Origin of the sequence: Streptomyces sp. NPDC056347 (assembly GCF_042262625.1) — a bacterium.
In the GTDB taxonomy this organism is placed as follows: domain Bacteria; phylum Actinomycetota; class Actinomycetes; order Streptomycetales; family Streptomycetaceae; genus Streptomyces.
This window is the reverse complement of record NZ_JBHJQP010000008.1, coordinates 11,999-30,439: the sequence shown is the minus strand read 5'-3', so window position 1 is coordinate 30,439 and position 18,441 is coordinate 11,999. Positions and strand designations below refer to the sequence as shown.

The following is an 18,441-nucleotide window of genomic DNA, read 5'->3' as shown; positions in this document are numbered from 1 at the left end:
GACCGTGTGCACAGAGGAACGGCCGCCGACCGTCCCGGCCGCCCGGGCTACGGGGCCTGCGGGGCCTCCCGGCGGACGGCGGGGCGGGCGGATTCCCCGGCCCGGGCGATCCGGCGGAGCGCGTCCGGCCGCACGATCAGCAGCGCCCGCCGCCCGGTCCGTACGACGCCCCGCTCGCGCAGGTCCTTCAGCAGCCGCTGGACCATCTCCCGGGAGGCGCTGACCGCCCCGGCCAGCTCCTGCTTGCTGAGCGGGATGTCCAGCTCGATGCCCTCGTCCGTACGGGCGCCGTGGGTGCGCGCAAGCTCCAGCAGCAGAGCGGCGAAGCGCTCGCGCACCGTCATCGCCGCGAACTCCAGGCTGCGCCGGTCCGCGGCCCGCGTCCGGTCGGAGGTCAGTGCCAGGAGCGAGAGCGACACCTCGGGGGAGCCGGCCACGAACGCGCGGAACTTCTCGTGCGTCACGACCGCGGCCCGTACGGGGGAGAGGGCCGTCACCGTCGCCGAGCGCGGCCGACCGGTCAGCGCGGCCGATTCCCCGACGATGTCGCCGGGGCCGCGCAGGGCGTGCAGTGCCTCGTAGCCGTTGGGCGCGGAGGTGGTGATCTTCGTCCAGCCGTTGAGGATCAGCAGGACGTACGCGGACGGCTCGTCCTGCCGGAGCAGGGCGGTCCGGGCGTCGAAGCGCAGCTCGCGTCCCAGCGCGAGCAGGGCCACCCGGTCCTCGCGCTCCAGCCGGGCGAGGAAGGGCACCTGGTCGTCGAGTCCGTCGTCGTCGGGTGCGTACACCGCGGCCGTCATCCCGTCCCCCCGGTCGTTCATGAGCGGTTCAATGTACTGAGAACCCCCGTGCCCGGACCGGCAAGGTCGAATTCCTGCCGCCCGCCCCCGGTCGGCTGTCTCGATTCCCTCCGCCCCGAGTGGCGGAACTCCGGCGCATCGGGGTGAGACGGATTTGTTTTGACCGGAGTCGACGCGGTAGGTACGCTCAGACCTTGTGCCTGGGGTGTGCCTGGGCTCGTGTGCGTGTCCTCAGCCGCATGCCGAGCCCGTCAGTGGCCACCGTAATCTGCGCTCCTCCTGCCTCGCGGCAGAAGTCAGCAGTATTCGACACACCCGACCGCGTGGGTCGGTGACGTTCCAGGTTAGTTTCACGAACGGCACACAGAAACCGGAGAAGTAGTGCCTACGATCCAGCAGCTGGTCCGCAAGGGCCGGCAGGACAAGGTCGAAAAGAACAAGACGCCCGCACTCGAGGGTTCGCCCCAGCGCCGCGGCGTCTGCACGCGTGTGTTCACGACCACCCCGAAGAAGCCGAACTCGGCCCTCCGTAAGGTCGCGCGTGTGCGTCTGACCTCCGGTATCGAGGTCACGGCCTACATCCCGGGTGAGGGACACAACCTGCAGGAGCACTCCATCGTGCTCGTGCGTGGTGGCCGTGTGAAGGACCTGCCGGGTGTTCGTTACAAGATCATCCGCGGCTCGCTCGACACCCAGGGTGTCAAGAACCGCAAGCAGGCCCGCAGCCGCTACGGCGCCAAGAAGGAGAAGTAAGAATGCCTCGTAAGGGCCCCGCCCCGAAGCGCCCGGTCATCATCGACCCGGTCTACAACTCTCCTCTTGTCACCTCGCTGATCAACAAGATCCTGCTGGACGGCAAGCGTTCCACCGCCGAGCGGATCGTGTACGGCGCCATGGAGGGCCTCCGCGAGAAGACCGGCAACGACCCGGTCATCACGCTGAAGCGCGCGCTTGAGAACGTCAAGCCCTCGCTCGAGGTCAAGTCCCGCCGTGTCGGTGGCGCCACCTACCAGGTGCCGATCGAGGTCAAGCCCGGTCGCGCCTCCACCCTCGCGCTGCGCTGGCTCGTGGGTTACTCCCGCGCCCGCCGCGAGAAGACCATGACCGAGCGCCTCATGAACGAGCTGCTCGACGCCTCCAACGGTCTTGGCGCTGCCGTCAAGAAGCGTGAGGACACCCACAAGATGGCCGAGTCCAACAAGGCCTTCGCGCACTACCGCTGGTAGTCGCTACCCACATCGAGACCGAGAGAAGACTGAGCCTTATGGCCACCACTTCGCTTGACCTGGCCAAGGTCCGCAACATCGGGATCATGGCCCACATCGACGCGGGCAAGACGACCACCACTGAGCGGATCCTGTTCTACACCGGCGTTTCGTACAAGATCGGTGAAGTCCACGACGGCGCTGCCACGATGGACTGGATGGAGCAGGAGCAGGAGCGCGGCATCACGATCACGTCCGCCGCGACGACCTGCCACTGGCCGCTCAATGATGTTGACCACACCATCAACATCATCGACACCCCGGGTCACGTCGACTTCACCGTCGAGGTGGAGCGTTCGCTCCGCGTCCTCGACGGCGCCGTCACCGTGTTCGACGGTGTGGCGGGCGTCGAGCCGCAGTCCGAGACCGTCTGGCGTCAGGCGGACCGCTACGGCGTGCCGCGTATCTGCTTCGTCAACAAGCTCGACCGCACCGGTGCCAACTTCTTCCGCTGTGTCCAGATGATCACGGACCGCCTCGGCGCGACCCCGATCGTCATGCAGCTTCCGATCGGTGCCGAGGCCGACTTCACGGGTGTCGTCGACCTCGTGACGATGAAGGCGTTCGTCTACCCCGCGGAAGCGACCAAGGGCGAGGCGTACAACGTCGTCGACATCCCGGCCGAGCTCGCCGAGCAGGCCGAGGAGTACCGCGCCAAGCTGCTCGAGGCCGCCGCGGAGAACGACGAGGCGCTCATGGAGCTCTACCTGGAGGGCGAGGAGCCTTCCGTGGAGCAGCTCTACGAGGGCATCCGTCGCATCACCATCAACTCCGGCAAGGACGGCGAGACGACCGTCACCCCGGTGTTCTGCGGCACCGCGTTCAAGAACAAGGGCGTCCAGCCCCTGCTCGACGCCGTGGTTCGCTACCTCCCCTCGCCCCTGGACGTCGAGGCCATCGAGGGCCAGGACGTCAAGGACCCCGAGGTCGTCGTCAAGCGCAAGCCGTCCGACGACGAGCCGCTCGCGGCGCTGGCGTTCAAGATCATGAGCGACCCGCACCTCGGCAAGCTCACCTTCGTCCGGGTCTACTCGGGCCGCCTGGAGTCCGGCACCTCGGTGCTGAACTCGGTCAAGGGCAAGAAGGAGCGCATCGGCAAGATCTACCGCATGCACGCGAACAAGCGTGAGGAGATCGACTCGGTGGGCGCGGGCGACATCATCGCCGTGATGGGTCTGAAGCAGACCACCACCGGTGAGACGCTCTGCGACGACAAGGCGCCGGTCATCCTGGAGTCCATGGACTTCCCGGCCCCGGTCATCCAGGTCGCCATCGAGCCCAAGTCCAAGGGTGACCAGGAGAAGCTGGGTGTCGCCATCCAGCGCCTCTCCGAGGAGGACCCGTCCTTCCAGGTGCACTCCGACGAGGAGACCGGCCAGACCATCATCGGTGGTATGGGCGAGCTGCACCTCGAGGTGCTCGTCGACCGCATGAAGCGCGAGTTCCGCGTCGAGGCGAACGTCGGCAAGCCGCAGGTCGCGTACCGCGAGACGATCCGCAAGGCCGTCGAGCGCGTCGACTACACCCACAAGAAGCAGACCGGTGGTACCGGTCAGTTCGCCAAGGTGCAGATCGCGATCGAGCCCATCGAGGGCGGCGAGGCCTCGTACGAGTTCGTCAACAAGGTCACCGGTGGCCGTATCCCCAGGGAGTACATCCCCTCGGTGGACGCGGGTGCCCAGGAAGCCATGCAGTTCGGCATCCTGGCCGGCTACGAGATGACGGGCGTCCGCGTCATTCTTCTCGACGGTGGCTACCACGAGGTCGACTCCTCCGAGCTGGCCTTCAAGATCGCCGGTTCGCAGGCCTTCAAGGAGGCCGCGCGGAAGGCGTCCCCGGTTCTTCTCGAGCCGATGATGGCCGTCGAGGTCACCACGCCCGAGGACTACATGGGTGATGTCATCGGTGACATCAACTCCCGCCGTGGCCAGATCCAGGCCATGGAGGAGCGCAGCGGCGCTCGCGTCGTGAAGGGCCTCGTGCCCCTCTCGGAGATGTTCGGCTACGTCGGAGACCTCCGCAGCAAGACCTCGGGTCGCGCAAGCTACTCGATGCAGTTCGACTCCTACGCCGAGGTTCCGCGGAACGTCGCCGAGGAGATCATCGCGAAGGCCAAGGGCGAGTAACTCACCCGAGCTCACGCTTTAGGCTTGTCACCGGAGCCTGGTGGGGCATTCGTCGCGGAGCGCAAGCAATGCGGTGAATGCCCCCGGCCCCGGCATCCCAGCAAAGATCACCCTGGCGCCGATGAAGCAAGGCGTACAGAACCACTCCACAGGAGGACCCAGTGGCGAAGGCGAAGTTCGAGCGGACTAAGCCGCACGTCAACATCGGCACCATCGGTCACATTGACCACGGTAAGACGACCCTCACGGCCGCCATTACCAAGGTGCTGCACGACGCGTACCCGGACCTGAACGAGGCCTCGGCCTTCGACCAGATCGACAAGGCTCCTGAGGAGCGCCAGCGCGGTATCACGATCTCGATCGCGCACGTCGAGTACCAGACGGAGTCGCGTCACTACGCGCACGTCGACTGCCCGGGTCACGCGGACTACATCAAGAACATGATCACCGGTGCCGCGCAGATGGACGGTGCCATCCTCGTGGTCGCCGCCACCGACGGCCCGATGCCGCAGACCAAGGAGCACGTGCTCCTGGCCCGCCAGGTCGGCGTTCCGTACATCGTCGTCGCCCTGAACAAGGCCGACATGGTGGACGACGAGGAGATCCTGGAGCTCGTCGAGCTCGAGGTCCGTGAGCTCCTCTCCGAGTACGAGTTCCCGGGCGACGACCTGCCGGTCGTCAAGGTCTCGGCGCTCAAGGCGCTCGAGGGCGACAAGGAGTGGGGCCAGACCGTCCTCGACCTGATGAAGGCCGTCGACGAGAACATCCCGCAGCCCGAGCGTGACGTCGACAAGCCGTTCCTGATGCCGATCGAGGACGTCTTCACGATCACCGGTCGTGGCACCGTCGTCACCGGTCGTATCGAGCGTGGTGTCCTCAAGGTCAACGAGACCGTCGACATCGTCGGTATCAAGCAGGAGAAGACCACCACCACGGTCACCGGCATCGAGATGTTCCGCAAGCTGCTCGACGAGGGCCAGGCCGGTGAGAACGTCGGTCTGCTCCTCCGTGGCATCAAGCGCGAGGACGTCGAGCGCGGCCAGGTCATCATCAAGCCCGGTTCGGTCACGCCGCACACCGAGTTCGAGGCCCAGGCCTACATCCTGTCGAAGGACGAGGGTGGCCGTCACACCCCGTTCTTCAACAACTACCGCCCGCAGTTCTACTTCCGTACCACGGACGTGACCGGCGTCGTGACCCTCCCCGAGGGCACCGAGATGGTCATGCCGGGCGACAACACCGTCATGTCGGTCCAGCTGATCCAGCCGGTCGCCATGGAGGAGGGCCTGAAGTTCGCCATCCGTGAGGGTGGCCGGACCGTGGGCGCCGGCCAGGTCACCAAGATCGTCAAGTAATTACTTGGCTGTCTGACCTGGTTGCTCCGTAACGAGCACCAAGAAGGGCCCCGTCCCGCCGCTTATGCGGTGGGGCGGGGCCCTTCGGTGTGTTCCGGGGTTCCGGCCCGGGGCCGGTAACCGGCCCGGTCTCAGGGCCGCCAGAGCCAGGGGACGGCGTCCGGGCCGAGGGCGGCGACGACCGGGCGGCCGGCCGGGGTGAGGTGGAGGACCGGGCCGTCCAGGGCCACCGGGCGGTCCCGCTGTACGAGGAGGCCCGCGGGGGTACGGAGCTGGAGCAGGCCCGAGTCGGTGCGGCCGAGGAGGACCGGGGCGCCCGGGGTGCCCGCGGCGGCGACCGGGCCGTAGCCGTCGAAGCCCGCCCGGTCCGGGACCCGGCGGCCGTATCCGTCGATGCCGGTCTCCTCGGCGGTCTCCCCGGTCCGCACGGTCGTGAGGGCCGCCTTCGCCGCCGCGCGGTAGTACAGCTCGATGCTGCCGTCCGGCCCGGGCAGCGCGGCCGGGCCGTCGCCGGGCACCGGCACCCCGGTGACCTGCGTCCGGGCGGTCACCTCCTTGCCCGGCTCGTCCTGCGTCCAGTGGTGCACCGCGAACCGGCCCGCCGCGAAGACATGGACCCGGCCCTCGGCGTCCACCACCGCGCTCAGCCCGTCCTGGACCTCGCCGCCGCCGGTGTCCCGCCAGTCGCCCCACCGGCCGTCCGTCTCCCGTACCCGGGTGCTGAGACCTTTCTCCGCGTTCCGTACGAAGAGGTGGACCCGGCCGTCGGGCGCGGTGGCCAGGACCGGGACGCCGAGCCGGCGCCCGTGGTCGTGGGTGCGCTCCGGGTTGCCCAGGCCCGTCCAGGCGCGGAAGGCGCCGCCCGGGTAGCGCTGTTCGAGTACGACGATCTCGCGCTCGTTGTCGCCGCCGTGCCCCTCCAGGGCCGAGAACCGCAGCCCGGCCAGGACGTGGCGCCCGTCCGGCAGCGTCGTACCGCCGAGGACCGGGGCCAGCGGGCCGCCGCCGAGGTCGTCCGGCGTGTCCCACACCCCGCTGCCCGGCACGGTCTCCCGGCGGCGGACCGCCCGCAGCCCCAGCACCTCGTAGCCGACGAGGCGGCCGTCCGGCTCGGTGGCCAGGGTGGGGCGGGGGCCGGGGTAGCGGTAGTGGGTGGACCGCACCCAGCCCTTGCGGTTGGTCAGCGGCCGGCCGCCGCCGACGTTGTAGTCCCCGCACCCCGCCGGATTGCCGCACCGCCAGTCGGCCTCACCGCCGTACGGGACCAGGTGCGAGGCCTTCTCGGCGAGCACCGCGGGCGGCAGGTTCTTCGGCCAGTGCCGGTTGTAGTAGCCCCGGAACGAGGTGACCGCGAAGCTCGGCACCTGGCCGCCGTCCCGGGTGGAGCGCGCCACCCACCGGATCAGCGAGGCCCAGGTGAACAGGGCCGTGGCCGTGTGGTCGGGGTGGTCGGAGTAGCCCGGCTGCTCGCTGTCGGAGATGCGGACGGCCTCGCTGCTGTGCTGGATGTCCGGGTCCGGGTCCATGGTGTGCACGATGCTCGGCCGGTAGTGCGCGAAGAGCCCCGCCAGCACGTCGATCAGCCCGTCGTAGGTGTACGAGCCGGCCTTGCGCAGCGGGGAGCCCTCGGCGACGACGGTCGGCAGCACCAGGCGCCGGTCCTGCCAGAGGCTGGGCAGCCCGAGCCGCCCGTACGTGGTGTGCATGGCGGTGTTGACGAAGACCAGGTCGACCTTGCGGCCCTGGTGGCGCAGGGTGTTGAGCTCCGCGCGGTGGCCGCCCTCCAGCTCCATGACCGACCGGTGCCACTCGGCGAACATCGGGACGCCCAGCAGGGTCGCGTACGCCTGGCGCAGGCCCTGGTGGCGGGCGGACGAGTACGCCGCCTTGTCGGGCGCGGGCAGCGGGCGGCCCGGGATGCGGTTGACGCCGGTGGCCTCGCCGCCGGTGAGGTAGACGCAGACGAGCGGGGTGCCGCCGTCGAGGGCCTGCTGGGTGTCCGGGTTCATGAAGTACAGGTCGTCGTCCGGGTGGGCGAGGACCTGGAGCATCAGGGCCGGGTGCGAGGTGCTGATCGGCAGCCCCGGCATCGGGTCCGCGGCCGGGTCGCGGCGCCGGGGCGGGCTGGGTGCGGTACAGGCGGTGAGGGCCGCGAGCCCTGTCGCTCCGGCCGCCGCCAGCACCGTACGCCGAGCCGTCCCCGAACCGGGTTCGCGCAGGGCAGATCGATCCGTCACACCGTGCTCCGTCCACTTCCCCACGGCGGGCGGCCCCGTGCCGCATGCCGGATGCGCAGACCGCGGTGGGGGGAGTGCCGCTGCTGCGCCGGGATAGACGGTGATCGACGGGGGCGGGTTGCCTGGTTTCCGCAGGTGTGACCCGGTCAGCTCAACGTACCGGTGTACGCACCATGAACACGTCGACCGGATCGCCCCGTTCCTCCGGCCGCCCGCCCCGGGCGACCTCGGTCAGTTTTCCAAAAGAAATTCTGCAAAAATACTTTTGGAAAGTGCCCGGATGGTTCTACGCTCCCCTCATGGTCAGCGAAGAGCAGAAACGCGTACTCGATCCCGAGCGGGACGCGGCAGCCCTGAAGGCCCTCACGCACCCTCTGCGTATCCGGCTGCTCGGGATGCTGCGGCAGGACGGCCCGGCCACCGCGAGCGAGCTCGCGGTCAGGACGGGGGAGTCGTCCGCTTCCACCAGCTATCACCTGCGGGTGCTGGCGAAGTACGCGTTCGTCGCGGAGGCCGAGCACCGTGACGGGCGGGAGCGCCGCTGGCAGGCCGTGCACGCCACGACCTCCTGGAGCAACAAGGCGATGAGGGGCGCGCCGGGCAGTGAAGTCTGGTCCGGTCTGTCGCACCGGGCCCAGATCGAGCACCTGGAGGCTTCTCTCGCCCGGCACGAGGCCGACATCGCCGACGGGCGGCTGGGCCAGGAGTGGGTGGAGCCGTCCGGGATCACCGACCTGATGCCCCGCCTGACCCCGGAGTCGCTCACCGAACTCTGGGAGGTGCTCGGCCGGAAACTCGCGGAGCTGACCACGCGCGACGCGGAGGACCCGCGGGCGGCGCAGGTGGTACTCCTCACCGCCGGGCTGCCCCTGGCACCGCGCGACTCCGCCGCCGGGGACCCCGCTGCCTCCGGGGCCGCCCCCGCCCCCGCGCCGGATCCCGCCTCCGCGCCCGACTCCGCCGCCGCGCCCGATCCCGGGGACGCGTCATGACCGGGCCGCTGGACATACGCACCGCGGGCCGCCGCTACGCCACGGTCTGCGTTCTGTTCTGGCTGCCGCTGGGACTGACCATCGCGCCGCTGATCCTGCTGTTCGCCGAGCGCGGCATCGCCCTGGCCGCCATCGCCGGTTTCTTCGCCGCGCACTCGCTCACGGCCGCCGCGCTGGAACTGCCCACCGGAGGTCTGTCCGACGTCCTGGGCCGCCGCACGATTCTGGCCGCCGCCGGCCTGCTGAACCTGACCGCCCTCACCCTCGTGGGCCTGGGCACCGCTCCCTGGCTGCTCGGCCTCGGCACGGCGCTGATGGGTGCGGGCCGCGCCCTGTCCAGCGGACCGGCCGAAGCCTGGTACGTCGACACCGTCCAGGCGCACTCGGGCCCCGGCGCCGAACTGCGGGCCGGACTGGCCCGCGGCAGCTCCGCGACGTCCGCCGCGCTCGCCACCGGCACCCTGCTCGGCGGCGCCCTTCCCTGGCTGCTCGGACTCGGCCCCGACCTCGGCGCACGGCTCGCCGAGGCAACCTCCGGGCTGGTGCTGCCCCTTTCCGTTCCGATGCTGTTCGGCGCCGCGGTCGAGATCGCGTTCGTGCTGTACGTCCTGACCGCTCTTCGCGAGCCGCCCCGACCGGCGGCCACCCTGCGCGGCGTGCTCCGGGGCATCCCGGCCACCGTCGTGGACGGACTGCGCCTGGGAGGCCGCGACGCGCTGATCCGCCGGGTGCTCCTCAGCGCGGGGGCCGCCGGCGGCGCCCTGGCCGCGATCGAACTGCTCACACCGGTCCGCGCCGCGGCCCTCACGGGCGCATCGGAGTCGGGGGCGGTCCTCTTCGCCTCGCTCGCCTGCGCCGGATTCGTCTGCGGGGGGATCGGCAGCCACTTCGCCCCGCTGACCGCCCGGCTCGCGGGCAGTGGCGAGCGCGCGGTCATGGTGAGCCTCGGTACGAGCGCGAGCGGCCTGTTCCTGCTCGGCGCCACCGCGGCGTTCGGAGGAGCCGGCTCCATGGTCCTCGCGGCCATCGGCTACGGCCTGGTCTACCTCGGGCTCGGCGCGGCGGGGCCGAGCGAGAACGACCTCCTGCACCATCGTGTCTCCAGCTCGGGCCGGGCCACCGCGCTGTCCGTCCAGTCCCTCGCCCAGCAACTGGTGGGGGCCCTCACCGGCTTGATCATCGGTGTCCTCCCGCCGGGCCCGCTGCCCTGGCTGTGGGGAGGCGCGACGCTGCTCGCGGGAGCCCTGCTGTGGATTCGCCGCGGCGGAACCGCACTCCCGAATCCGGCGGCGATGCCTCGGCCGCACGCCGTGCCGTCCTCACCGGACACGGTCGGCTCCGGTCCCGTTCGGTGACATGCCGGTCAGCAGTGCCCGGACCGGCACCCGCCGGGGCGTGACCCTGCCGGCTCAACGCACCGGCGTACGCACCATGAACACGTCGACCGGATCGCTCCGTTCCTCGGCGAACCCGTGCCGCTCGTACAGCGCGCGGGCGGCGCTGCCCCGGAGCACGTCCAGCCGCACGGTCGCGCCCTCGGCGTCGGCCCGCGCCAGCAGCGAACGGAGTACGGCGGTGCCGATGCCGCGCCCCTGGACGGCGGGGGAGAGGTAGAAGTGCTCCAGCCACAGCCCGCCCTCGACGGGACGCAGGGCGACGCAGCCCGCGAAATCCCCGCCCACCTCGACGACCGAGGTGTGCTCCGGCGCGTACCCGTCCCGCAGCCGCTGCCGTACGCGGTGCTCGTCGTAGCGGCCCAGCCGCTCCAGGTCGGGGCGCATCACGACGGCCCTGAGCTCGGCGACGGTCTCCACGTCCGTGGGGCGGGCGGGGCGCAGGGTCCAGGTGGTGGGGTTGGTGTCCATGGACGGATGTTCGCAGGCCGGATGGTGCTCCGGTCACGCGGCCGAGTGGAGTTCGGCTCGGCAGTCGCGGCAGCGGCCGGGGTGGTGGGAGCGGAAGGCGCGGTCGCAGCCGTCGCAGTTCTGGAACGGGGTGACGGCGGGGCCGGGGCGTACATACGTGATGGCGTCGGCCCCTGGCAGCGGCGGCGGGAGGAGCGCCGTGATGCGGTGGCGCAGCAGTTTGGCCGGGTGCTTCAAGGGGGCGGGGAGGTCGGTGGTGAGTTTGTGGCGGATGGTGTCGGGGCGGGCGTCGCGTTCGAGCCAGGCGGCGACGCCGGGGGCCAGGGTCTCGATGTCGTGCTCGGAGAGGACGAGCAGGCTCTCGTGGCGGCGAAGGTCGGCGAGGAGCGCGGCGGCCGTGCGCAGCAGCTCCGGCGTGAGGTGCTGCGGCAGGGGGAGCGGAGGGAGTGGCCGGGTGCGCGCGGTGGGGGCGGGTACGGGAACGGGGGCTGGTGCGGGTGCAGGTGCAGGAATGCGGGCTGGTCCGGGGACGGGAGCCGGGATCGGAAGCGCCGGTGCGGGTGCGGGCGTGCGTGTGACCTCGGGCTGTGGCCGGTGCCGTTGCCGCTGTGGTGAAGGCGGTGCGGGCGGGAGCGGGGCCGGGGGAACGGGCTTGCTGGGGCGTGGGCGGGCCACCGGGGCGGGCCGGGCGGTGGCGCCGGGCTGGTTGTACGAGACCGTGCGGGTGACGACACGTCCGTCGGCGAGGCGTAAGCGGCTGCGGTGGAGGTAGCCGTGGGCTTCCAGCTCGCGCAGGGCGGCGGCGATGCGGGTCTCGCTCTCGGGGAAGCGTTCGGCGAGGCGCTTGATGCCGATCCTGGCTCCGGCGGGGAGCGACTGGATGTGCGCGGCGAGCCCGATCGCGGTCAGCGAGAGGCCGCGGTGCTGTGTGAGGTGGTTGCCGACGACGGTGAAGCCCGAAGCGTGGCGGAAGTTGACGTGGATCACGCCGGACGACGGCGCGGGTGGCGGCGTGGACGGTGCGGCGTCGCCGCGTACGGCGGACGGGGCGCACGGGGGCGCGGTATTCTGCTGAGCATCCATCAGGAAGGTCTCTGCTTCCTCGGTGGTCAGGCCCCCGGTTGAGACGGTGAATCTCGTCGGGGGCCGACGTATGTCTGGTTGGTTGTCGCGGTGAGCATAAACCCGCAAACCTGCGTGAAATCCAGCCCAGTTGCCCCGAATCACCCCCACGAGTGACGTGGGTCGGGTTTGGGTGGGGAGGGTCATTTCTCCAGGTTCTTAAAAGCTTTATGCGTCGTGGCCCACGGGGTCGCGGTCCCTCGGGTCGCGGTCCACCGGGTCGTGGATATCCGCGACCCGGTGAGCCGGTCGCGGTGCGAGGTCCAGCTCCGCCCAGACGGTCTTGCGCGGGACGGGCCCGGCGACGGTGCCCCAGCGGTCGGCGAGCGCCTCGACGATCAGCAGCCCGCGCCCGTTCTCCGCGTGCGGGCCGGGGTCGGAGGGAGCGGCGGGCGGCCGTTCGCCCCGGGTGTCGGTCACCTCGATCCGCAGCAGCTCGTCACGGTGGACGGCCAGGCTGAGCCGGAAGTCCCTGCCGGGTACACGGCCGTGGACGGCGGCGTTGGCGGCCAGCTCGGCGACGATGTGCGCGGCCGACTCCGGCGGAACTCCCCACTCGCCCAGGTGCGCCGTGGTGAGCAGCCGGGCGAGCCTGGCCCCTCGGCGGGTGGGGGAGAGCGTCACGCTGAACTCCCGGGTGGGAGCGGAATGTTCGGTTCGAGTGATGTGTGGGTTCACGCCACTCAGCGTGGCCACGCCTGCGTACCGTGAACAGTGACGGAGCCCCTACGTACGGTGATTGTCCCGTGCTTGTCCAGTGCTGTCCCGGCTGTCCGGGGTGACGGTCGGGGCACGTCGGGGGTTGGGCCGAGAACGGCAGGCGCGTCGGAGGTGGAGCACGGATGAGCGTGGACGAGACCGGTACGGAGCAGGGCGACGCCGGAGCGGACGAGCTGGGCTGGGAGGTGGACCCCGACGACGAGTCGGGCGTGGCCGTGGTCGCTGCGGTGGGCCGCCAGCTCAAGGCGTGGCGGGAGGCGGCCGGGATGCGGGCCGGGGACTTCGGTGCCCTGGTCGGGTACGGGGAGGACCTGATCTACAAGGTGGAGGGCGGCCGCCGCATCCCCCGCCCGGAACTCCTGGACAAGGCGGACGAGGTCCTGGGTGCGCGCGGAAAGCTCGCCGCGATGAAGAAGGACGTGGCGGAGGTCCGGTATCCGAAGAAGATCCGGGAGCTCGCGAAGCTGGAGAAGCGTGCGGTCGAGATGGGGCTGTACAGCAACCACAGCATCCATGGTCTGCTGCAGACGCCGGAATATGCACGCGCCCTGTTCGAGATGAGGCGGCCCGCGTACTCGCACGATGAAGTGGAAAGGGTGCTGGCGGCGCGCATGGCCAGGAAGGCGGTCTTCGAGCGGTCGCCGATGCCCACGCTCAGCTTCGTGCAAGAGGAGGTGACTCTGTGCCGCCCCATCGGGGGCACAATGGTGCTGCGGCGACAGCTCGAACGGCTCCTGGATATTGGGCAGTTGAGGAATGTCGAGATTCAGGTGATGCCGACCGATCGCGAGGATCATGCGGGGATGGACGGTGGAGTCGAGGTGCTGAAGTTCGAGGACGGGACTGCGGTAGGTCGGTCGGACGGTGCTTTCGCTGGACGCCCAGTCTTCGACCCGAAACAGCTCCGAATCCTTGAGCTGCGCTATGGGATGATCCGGGCCCAGGCTCTCGCGCCAAGGGAGTCGCTGGCCTTCATCGAGCAACTGCTGGGAGAGACATGATCAGCGAGACCTCTGCCGGGGATGCTTCCGAGCCGGAATGGTTCAAGAGTAGTTACAGCAGCGGGAGCGAAGGCGACTCCTGCGTCGAGGTCGCGGCCGCCCCCGGCACGGTGCACGTCCGCGATTCCAAGAATGTCGAGGGACCCCGTCTGGCCTTTGCGCGGGGTGCGTGGGCAGGGTTCGTCTCGCGCGTGTGAGGAACTGAGCAGCAGCGTCTCCTGGGCGAGGGGCTTGCGCCCCGGAGACGCTGGCCTTCGTCGAGCAGATGACTGGGGGAGAGATGACCCGTACGACTTCAGGGCAAGAAGTCTCCGAGGCGGCCTGGTTCAAGAGCAGCTACAGCAGCAACGGCAACGAAGGCGACTGTGTCGAGGTTGCGGTGGCCCCCGGCGCGGTGAACGTCCGCGACTCCAAGGACGCCGAGGGCCCGCGCCTGGCGTTCGCGCCCCGTGCGTGGGCTGGTTTTGTCTCGCACGTGTGAGGAACTGAGCAGCCGCGCCCCGGCGCCCGCCGAACCGGGCGTCGGGGCGCGGGCGTGCCCGGCGGCGTCACCGTAGCTCCGGCTCCTGGCCCGTCGGCACGTGGTGGAGGGTGGCGTCGGGCAGGCCCCGGAGGAGTTCGGCGCCGATCTCCGCGAGCCGGGCCGGGCCGGGCGGGGTGCGGCCGAGGCCGAGGGCGTACTGGACGTGGGTGGCGTCCGAGCCGCACGGGCGGGGCCAGGCGCGGGCGTCCGGCGCGCCCGCCTGCGCGAGGGCGGCGAGCAGGGCGAGGACCCGGCCGCGGAACCGGCCCTCGTCCGCCCCGTGGCGCACGGAGACCAGCGCCCACGCCGCGTGGTCCGCGTACGGGGACGGCGGGGTACGGAGCAGGGCGCGCGGTACGGGTCCGGCGTCGGCGGCCGACTCCAGGATCTCCCAGGCCCGCAGCAGCTCCCCGGCGATCAGCTCACGCCCGGCAGGGGACACCTGGGCGGTGCAGGAGCGGACCGGGGCGGTCGGCGTCAGCACCGTGAGCGGGCCGGGGGTGCCCGGGGAAGCCTGGAGCCCGTCGCCGACCGGCTCGGCCCAGTCCCAGGTGGCCCAGGTCGCGAAGAAGTGCCGCAGCAACGGGAGCGGGGCCGACTGCCCGGACTCCCGGGCGGTACGGGCCGCCAGCACCGCCCACGCGAGGCCCGGCAGCCCGCCGAACGGGGCGGAGTCCAGGCCGCGCGCCCGCGCCCACCCCTTCACCTCCCGGGCCAGCCGCACGAACGCCGCCCGGTGCGGGTCCGCCGCCCCGGCCACCGCCTCCGCGTCGCTCACCGCGCTCAGCGCGACGGCCGCCGCCGCGCCCAGCTCGTCCCGGCGGCCCACCGCACCGGCCGGGGGGACGGTCCCCGCCGCCACGGTCACCAGGTCGACCCCGAGCCCGTCCAGCGCGAACCGCAGTCCCGGCACCCGGGCCCCGGCCACCTCGCGCAGCCCGGTGGCATCCGGCAGCGCCCCGGCCAGCAGCTTCCGTACCGTCGCCGCCGGGTCCACCGTCCCGGGCAGCACCGCGACCAGGTCCACGTCCGCGCCGGGCAGCGCGCAGCCCATCCGCCGCGAGCCGGTCAGGTGGACGGACGCCCCGGGCAGCGCGGCGGCCACCCGGCGCACCACACCGGCCGCACGCGCCTCGTCCGCCGCGTCCGTCTCGTCCATTGCGGGCAGCTCCCCGGCGGCCAGCTCCACCCGCACCCCGAAGTGGTCCGATACGTACAGCCCGTCCGGCGCCGGGACCCGGCCCAGCAGCACCGCCGAGGCGGGCCGCAGCCCTTCCGCGCGGAGCAGCACCCGGTCCAGCCGGGAGACCCGCCCGGTCAGCGACGAGACCGCGGCCAGCGCGTTGACCGAGGGGTCGAAGGTGGGCGTCCGGTCGTCCGCGCCGTGCGCGAGGCTCCAGGCGTCCGCCATCCCCAGCCGGTCCTGCGGGGTGCTCCCGCCGTCGTTGAAGTCGCCGAGCAGCGCCAGATCGCCCTCGACCGCTGCCAACCCCGTTGCCAGATCGGCCAGTTCGGCATCCCGGCGGCCGGCGCCGTCGGCCGAGTGGTCGCTGCTGAGATGGGTCACGGCGACCGTGAGCGGCCCGTCCGGACCGGTCACGACGACCGCCGCGACCGCCTTGTGCGGACCGAGCGCGTGCAGCCCCGCCTCCGCCACCGGTACCCGGCTGAGCAGCAGCAGACCGTACTCCCCGGTGTCGCGGCCCGCCGGATCGGCCCAGACGGTGTACTCCGCGCGGACCCAGGGTGCCGCCAGCAGCAGACCGAGCAGGGCGGGTTCGGCCTCCTGGAGGGCGATGACGTCGGCGTCCGCGTCGCGCAGCGCGTCGAGCAGGAGGGGCCTGCGCCGGGCGGTGTGGATGAGCTCGCTGTCGTAGCGGTCCCACAGGGTGTTCCAGGTCAGCACCGTCAGCGGACCGGAGCGCGGCTCCGGGGTCCGGGCCTCCTCGTCCACCGGCACCCAGGCCGACCGGTCCGCCGCGTACGCGTGCGGCGTCCGGGAGACGAAGTACGGCGACGGCAGCCGGCGCGGCACCCGCACCCGCCCGGCCTCCGTCGCGTCGATCCGGTCCGTGCCCGAGGAGCGGTCCCACACCAGCTCGCCGTCCGCCTCGAAGAACAGCACCCGGTGCCAGGGCACCTCCCCGCCGGGCGTGAACCGGGGCAGCGGCACCCGCTTGGCCTCCCGGCCGCGCTGCGCCACGCCCATCACGAAGCGCGCCGGATCGAACCGGCCGTCCCACCGGACCCGGTGGTAGATCTCCTCGCTCGTCCTCATCTACGCCCTGTCCTCCACGGTCCCGCTCGCGCCGATGTACCAGGTGCGGTGCGCCTGGCCGGGGTACGGGGGCACGAAACGGCGCAGCTGCGCGTCGAGCACCCCGGGCGGCACCGGATGGTCCCGGCGCCCGTTGCGGCGGACCAGCTCCGCCCCGTCCACCAGGGCCACGGCGTGGGTGAGCAGCGCGTCCCGGCGCCGGGCGACCGCGTGGACCAGGGAGCGCTGGTGGGCGTTGAGCGAGGTGGCGTCCCAGACGACGGTGCCGCCCGCCGCGAGCGCCGCGTCCAGCCGGTCGAGCCCCTCGCGCAGCACGTCCCCGTTGGCCCGCTGGTCGGCGCGCGAGCCCCGGGCCAGGCGCAGGTCGTCGAGCGACAGGTACGTGCCGACGCCGGGGAGCCCCCGGGCGAAGGTGCTCTTGCCGCTGCCCGAGGGCCCGACCAGGTGCACCAGGCGGGGGAAGTCCCCGTCCCGCCACCGCCAGGTCGCGGCGACGGCCTCCTCGGCGGTGGCGACCCGGCCCAGCGCGTACGCCTCGCGGGCCTGCGCCAGGCAGCGGTCGGCGGCGTCGGGCGCCAGGTCGTCGAAGGCCTCCCGCAGCCCGGCCGGCTCCACCACCTCACGCGCGTACAGGGCCGACCACTCCACCTGCTCGCGCGCCTCGCCGCTCTCGGCCAGGGCCCCGGCGAGCGCGTGGAGCACCGGCAGGGCGGCGGCGCGGGACATCCGGGCCAGCCCGGCGTGGCGCTCCTCGTCCGGGTACGGGAGGTGCAGCCCCGGGTGCAGTCCCACGAGGTCGGCGACGCGCCGGGCGAGCGGCATCCCCAGCGCCGGGGCCAGCGCCCCGCCGAGCCCGGCGCGGCGGGAGCGGCGCAGCAGCGCGGCCAGCACCCCGGCGAGCCGGTCCTCGCCGGTGACCCCCAGCGCGTCCAGCGCGTCCGTGGTCGCCGCCACGGCCCCGGCGTCCTCCGTGCCCGGATACGCATCCGCATCCGTATCCGTATCCGTATCCGCGCCCGCCGCGGCGGCCAGCGCCCCCGCGTCGGCCGGGGCGCCGGACCGTACGGCCCACAGCGCGGCGGCCGGACCCAGCCCGTTCGGTACGACCTCGGCGTGCATCCAGTGCGTCCCGGTGGTCACATGGCCCGGCCGCACCCACTTGGCGACCAGCCGCCCGAAGTCCGCGGCGCCGAAGCCGTCCGCGGGCCGCACCACGTACCCCTCCTGCCGTCCGGTGTCCGGCCGCAGCGCCCGCAGCGCCTTTTCCGCGCGGGCGTCGAGCACCCCGCGCCACAGCACCGGCGGTGCCGGTACCCCCAGCTCCCGCAGGAACGCCACGGTCCGGTCCCAGCCCAGGCAGCGCTCCCCGTCCCAGACGGAGAAGCCGTAGAAGAAGCTCTCCAGACCGTCGTACGGGATCGAGTGGCGGGCGAACATGTTCTCGCCGCAGATCCGCCACCCGTCCGGAATCCGCGCCCCGATCCGGCCCTGGAGCGCCTTCACCCAGCCCCGGGAGGGATGGTGCGCGGAGTCGAGCGAGCGGGCGTGCAGCCCGTCGGCGTACAGAGTGGTGTTCTCGCCGTCCAGCTTCTCGGTGACGACGACCTCGCGGCCGGTCAGCCCGGCGAGGTCCGCGATCCGTACGTCGTCCGAGGTGGCGCCGGGGGACCAGGGGAGGTGCGGGGTGCGCGGATAGTGCGTACGCATGATCGATGCCCCCGGTGACGACGGTCCTTCCGGCCGGTCACTCTAGGCGGGGCAGCAGGCGGCGCCCCACCCGATTTCGCCCCGCATCGCGTCCCGCATCACGCCCCGGAGGCCCGGATCGGCACCGCCCGCCGCGCGCCCGCGTTTGACCGGAGGAGCGCGCGGGGTAAGATCCTCCGCCCGATTGGCCAGGCTCATGTCCCGTATGGCACACTGACCAGGTTGCTCGGTTGAGTGTCAATGCTGCGCGCCTCCCGCCGGGAGGACCGGAAGCGAGTCCCACAGTACTCGTCGACCCCTTGCGGGTCGGACGTACGGGAATCTTCCGGGAAGCGTCAGTGGGGCACCGGCCAGGCACCCGGTGGGTGTTCCGCCCCCGGTCCTGCGGTCCTCGGGCCCGCACCCCCTTGGTTGGGAAATCCTTCGGGAGATCTGCGTAGAGGGGATGCG

The 18,441-nt window shown here is 72.0% G+C and carries 16 protein-coding genes; 9 read left to right on the top strand and 7 right to left on the bottom strand.

Going from position 1 to position 18,441, the window contains the following annotated elements; genetic code table 11:
- Positions 1 to 47 precede the first annotated feature (47 nt).
- Positions 48 to 800 (bottom strand): Crp/Fnr family transcriptional regulator, encoded by a 753-nt coding sequence (locus ACFCV8_RS03760; RefSeq protein WP_376683656.1) that lies wholly within the window; start codon positions 798 to 800, stop codon positions 48 to 50.
- A gap of 381 nt (positions 801 to 1,181) precedes the next feature.
- Here ACFCV8_RS03760 and rpsL point away from each other — a divergent pair, with 381 nt between their 5' ends.
- The 4 genes from rpsL to tuf all read left to right on the top strand — a co-directional run bounded on the left by rpsL (position 1,182) and on the right by tuf (position 5,546).
- Positions 1,182 to 1,553, top strand: coding sequence for a 30S ribosomal protein S12 (gene rpsL, locus ACFCV8_RS03755; protein WP_003948652.1), 372 nt, complete (start codon positions 1,182 to 1,184; stop codon positions 1,551 to 1,553).
- A gap of 2 nt (positions 1,554 to 1,555) precedes the next feature.
- Positions 1,556 to 2,026: a 30S ribosomal protein S7 gene (rpsG, locus tag ACFCV8_RS03750; RefSeq protein ID WP_072485550.1), complete on the top strand. Its 471-nt coding sequence runs from the start codon at positions 1,556 to 1,558 to the stop codon at positions 2,024 to 2,026.
- A gap of 38 nt (positions 2,027 to 2,064) precedes the next feature.
- Positions 2,065 to 4,191 carry an elongation factor G gene (gene fusA, locus ACFCV8_RS03745; RefSeq protein WP_376683612.1) on the top strand — a complete coding sequence of 709 codons (2,127 nt, stop codon included), beginning with the start codon at positions 2,065 to 2,067 and terminating at the stop codon, positions 4,189 to 4,191.
- A 161-nt stretch (positions 4,192 to 4,352) separates the two neighbouring features.
- Positions 4,353 to 5,546, top strand: a complete 1,194-nt coding sequence (tuf, locus tag ACFCV8_RS03740; RefSeq protein ID WP_356479249.1) for an elongation factor Tu — start codon at positions 4,353 to 4,355, stop codon at positions 5,544 to 5,546.
- A gap of 131 nt (positions 5,547 to 5,677) precedes the next feature.
- Here tuf and ACFCV8_RS03735 read toward each other — a convergent pair whose 3' ends face one another.
- Complete coding sequence (locus ACFCV8_RS03735) at positions 5,678 to 7,783, bottom strand: PIG-L family deacetylase (RefSeq protein WP_376683611.1); 2,106 nt, start codon at positions 7,781 to 7,783, stop codon at positions 5,678 to 5,680.
- Positions 7,784 to 8,082: 299 nt separating this feature from the next.
- Here ACFCV8_RS03735 and ACFCV8_RS03730 point away from each other — a divergent pair, with 299 nt between their 5' ends.
- Together ACFCV8_RS03730 and ACFCV8_RS03725 are read left to right on the top strand one after the other, a co-directional pair.
- Positions 8,083 to 8,775, top strand: coding sequence for an ArsR/SmtB family transcription factor (locus ACFCV8_RS03730; RefSeq protein ID WP_376683610.1), 693 nt, complete (start codon positions 8,083 to 8,085; stop codon positions 8,773 to 8,775).
- Positions 8,772 to 10,130, top strand: a complete 1,359-nt coding sequence (locus ACFCV8_RS03725; RefSeq protein WP_376683609.1) for an MFS transporter — start codon at positions 8,772 to 8,774, stop codon at positions 10,128 to 10,130. Before ACFCV8_RS03730 ends, ACFCV8_RS03725 begins: the two co-directional genes overlap by 4 nt.
- A gap of 54 nt (positions 10,131 to 10,184) precedes the next feature.
- Here ACFCV8_RS03725 and ACFCV8_RS03720 read toward each other — a convergent pair whose 3' ends face one another.
- The 3 genes from ACFCV8_RS03720 to ACFCV8_RS03710 all read right to left on the bottom strand — a co-directional run bounded on the left by ACFCV8_RS03720 (position 10,185) and on the right by ACFCV8_RS03710 (position 12,440).
- Positions 10,185 to 10,640 carry a GNAT family N-acetyltransferase gene (locus ACFCV8_RS03720; protein WP_376683608.1) on the bottom strand — a complete coding sequence of 152 codons (456 nt, stop codon included), beginning with the start codon at positions 10,638 to 10,640 and terminating at the stop codon, positions 10,185 to 10,187.
- A 33-nt stretch (positions 10,641 to 10,673) separates the two neighbouring features.
- On the bottom strand, positions 10,674 to 11,723 hold the full coding sequence (locus ACFCV8_RS03715) for a helix-turn-helix domain-containing protein (RefSeq protein WP_376683607.1): 1,050 nt from the start codon (positions 11,721 to 11,723) through the stop codon (positions 10,674 to 10,676).
- A 207-nt stretch (positions 11,724 to 11,930) separates the two neighbouring features.
- Entirely contained in the window at positions 11,931 to 12,440 is a 510-nt protein-coding gene (locus ACFCV8_RS03710) for an ATP-binding protein (protein ID WP_376683606.1), read from the bottom strand.
- 164 nt (positions 12,441 to 12,604) lie between these two features.
- Between ACFCV8_RS03710 and ACFCV8_RS03705 the strand changes: the two genes are divergently transcribed.
- From ACFCV8_RS03705 to ACFCV8_RS03695, 3 genes are all read left to right on the top strand, one after another.
- Positions 12,605 to 13,483, top strand: a complete 879-nt coding sequence (locus ACFCV8_RS03705) for a helix-turn-helix domain-containing protein (RefSeq protein WP_376683605.1) — start codon at positions 12,605 to 12,607, stop codon at positions 13,481 to 13,483.
- On the top strand, positions 13,480 to 13,680 hold the full coding sequence (locus ACFCV8_RS03700; RefSeq protein ID WP_376683604.1) for a DUF397 domain-containing protein: 201 nt from the start codon (positions 13,480 to 13,482) through the stop codon (positions 13,678 to 13,680). Before ACFCV8_RS03705 ends, ACFCV8_RS03700 begins: the two co-directional genes overlap by 4 nt.
- An 83-nt stretch (positions 13,681 to 13,763) precedes the next feature.
- On the top strand, positions 13,764 to 13,964 hold the full coding sequence (locus tag ACFCV8_RS03695) for a DUF397 domain-containing protein (protein ID WP_376683603.1): 201 nt from the start codon (positions 13,764 to 13,766) through the stop codon (positions 13,962 to 13,964).
- Between the two features lie 67 nt (positions 13,965 to 14,031).
- On the opposite strand, the gene ACFCV8_RS03690 is transcribed toward ACFCV8_RS03695, so the two are convergent.
- Together ACFCV8_RS03690 and ACFCV8_RS03685 are read right to left on the bottom strand one after the other, a co-directional pair.
- Positions 14,032 to 16,284 (bottom strand): poly(A) polymerase, encoded by a 2,253-nt coding sequence (locus tag ACFCV8_RS03690; protein WP_376683602.1) that lies wholly within the window; start codon positions 16,282 to 16,284, stop codon positions 14,032 to 14,034.
- Positions 16,285 to 17,991 (bottom strand): RNA ligase family protein, encoded by a 1,707-nt coding sequence (locus tag ACFCV8_RS03685; RefSeq protein ID WP_376683601.1) that lies wholly within the window; start codon positions 17,989 to 17,991, stop codon positions 16,285 to 16,287.
- Positions 17,992 to 18,441: the final 450 nt, after the last annotated feature.

What these genes read in the sequence shown, in the direction of transcription:
- ACFCV8_RS03685 (WP_376683601.1), bottom strand. Translation starts at nt 17,991, where the DNA reads ATGCGTACGCACTATCCGCGCACCCCGCACCTCCCCTGGTCCCCCGGC.
- ACFCV8_RS03695 (WP_376683603.1), top strand. Translation starts at nt 13,764, where the DNA reads ATGACCCGTACGACTTCAGGGCAAGAAGTCTCCGAGGCGGCCTGGTTC.
- ACFCV8_RS03730 (WP_376683610.1), top strand. Translation starts at nt 8,083, where the DNA reads ATGGTCAGCGAAGAGCAGAAACGCGTACTCGATCCCGAGCGGGACGCG.
- fusA (WP_376683612.1), top strand. Translation starts at nt 2,065, where the DNA reads ATGGCCACCACTTCGCTTGACCTGGCCAAGGTCCGCAACATCGGGATC.
- ACFCV8_RS03700 (WP_376683604.1), top strand. Translation starts at nt 13,480, where the DNA reads ATGATCAGCGAGACCTCTGCCGGGGATGCTTCCGAGCCGGAATGGTTC.
- ACFCV8_RS03690 (WP_376683602.1), bottom strand. Translation starts at nt 16,284, where the DNA reads ATGAGGACGAGCGAGGAGATCTACCACCGGGTCCGGTGGGACGGCCGG.
- ACFCV8_RS03705 (WP_376683605.1), top strand. Translation starts at nt 12,605, where the DNA reads ATGAGCGTGGACGAGACCGGTACGGAGCAGGGCGACGCCGGAGCGGAC.
- ACFCV8_RS03720 (WP_376683608.1), bottom strand. Translation starts at nt 10,640, where the DNA reads ATGGACACCAACCCCACCACCTGGACCCTGCGCCCCGCCCGCCCCACG.
- ACFCV8_RS03725 (WP_376683609.1), top strand. Translation starts at nt 8,772, where the DNA reads ATGACCGGGCCGCTGGACATACGCACCGCGGGCCGCCGCTACGCCACG.
- ACFCV8_RS03715 (WP_376683607.1), bottom strand. Translation starts at nt 11,723, where the DNA reads ATGGATGCTCAGCAGAATACCGCGCCCCCGTGCGCCCCGTCCGCCGTA.
- ACFCV8_RS03760 (WP_376683656.1), bottom strand. Translation starts at nt 800, where the DNA reads ATGACGGCCGCGGTGTACGCACCCGACGACGACGGACTCGACGACCAG.
- rpsG (WP_072485550.1), top strand. Translation starts at nt 1,556, where the DNA reads ATGCCTCGTAAGGGCCCCGCCCCGAAGCGCCCGGTCATCATCGACCCG.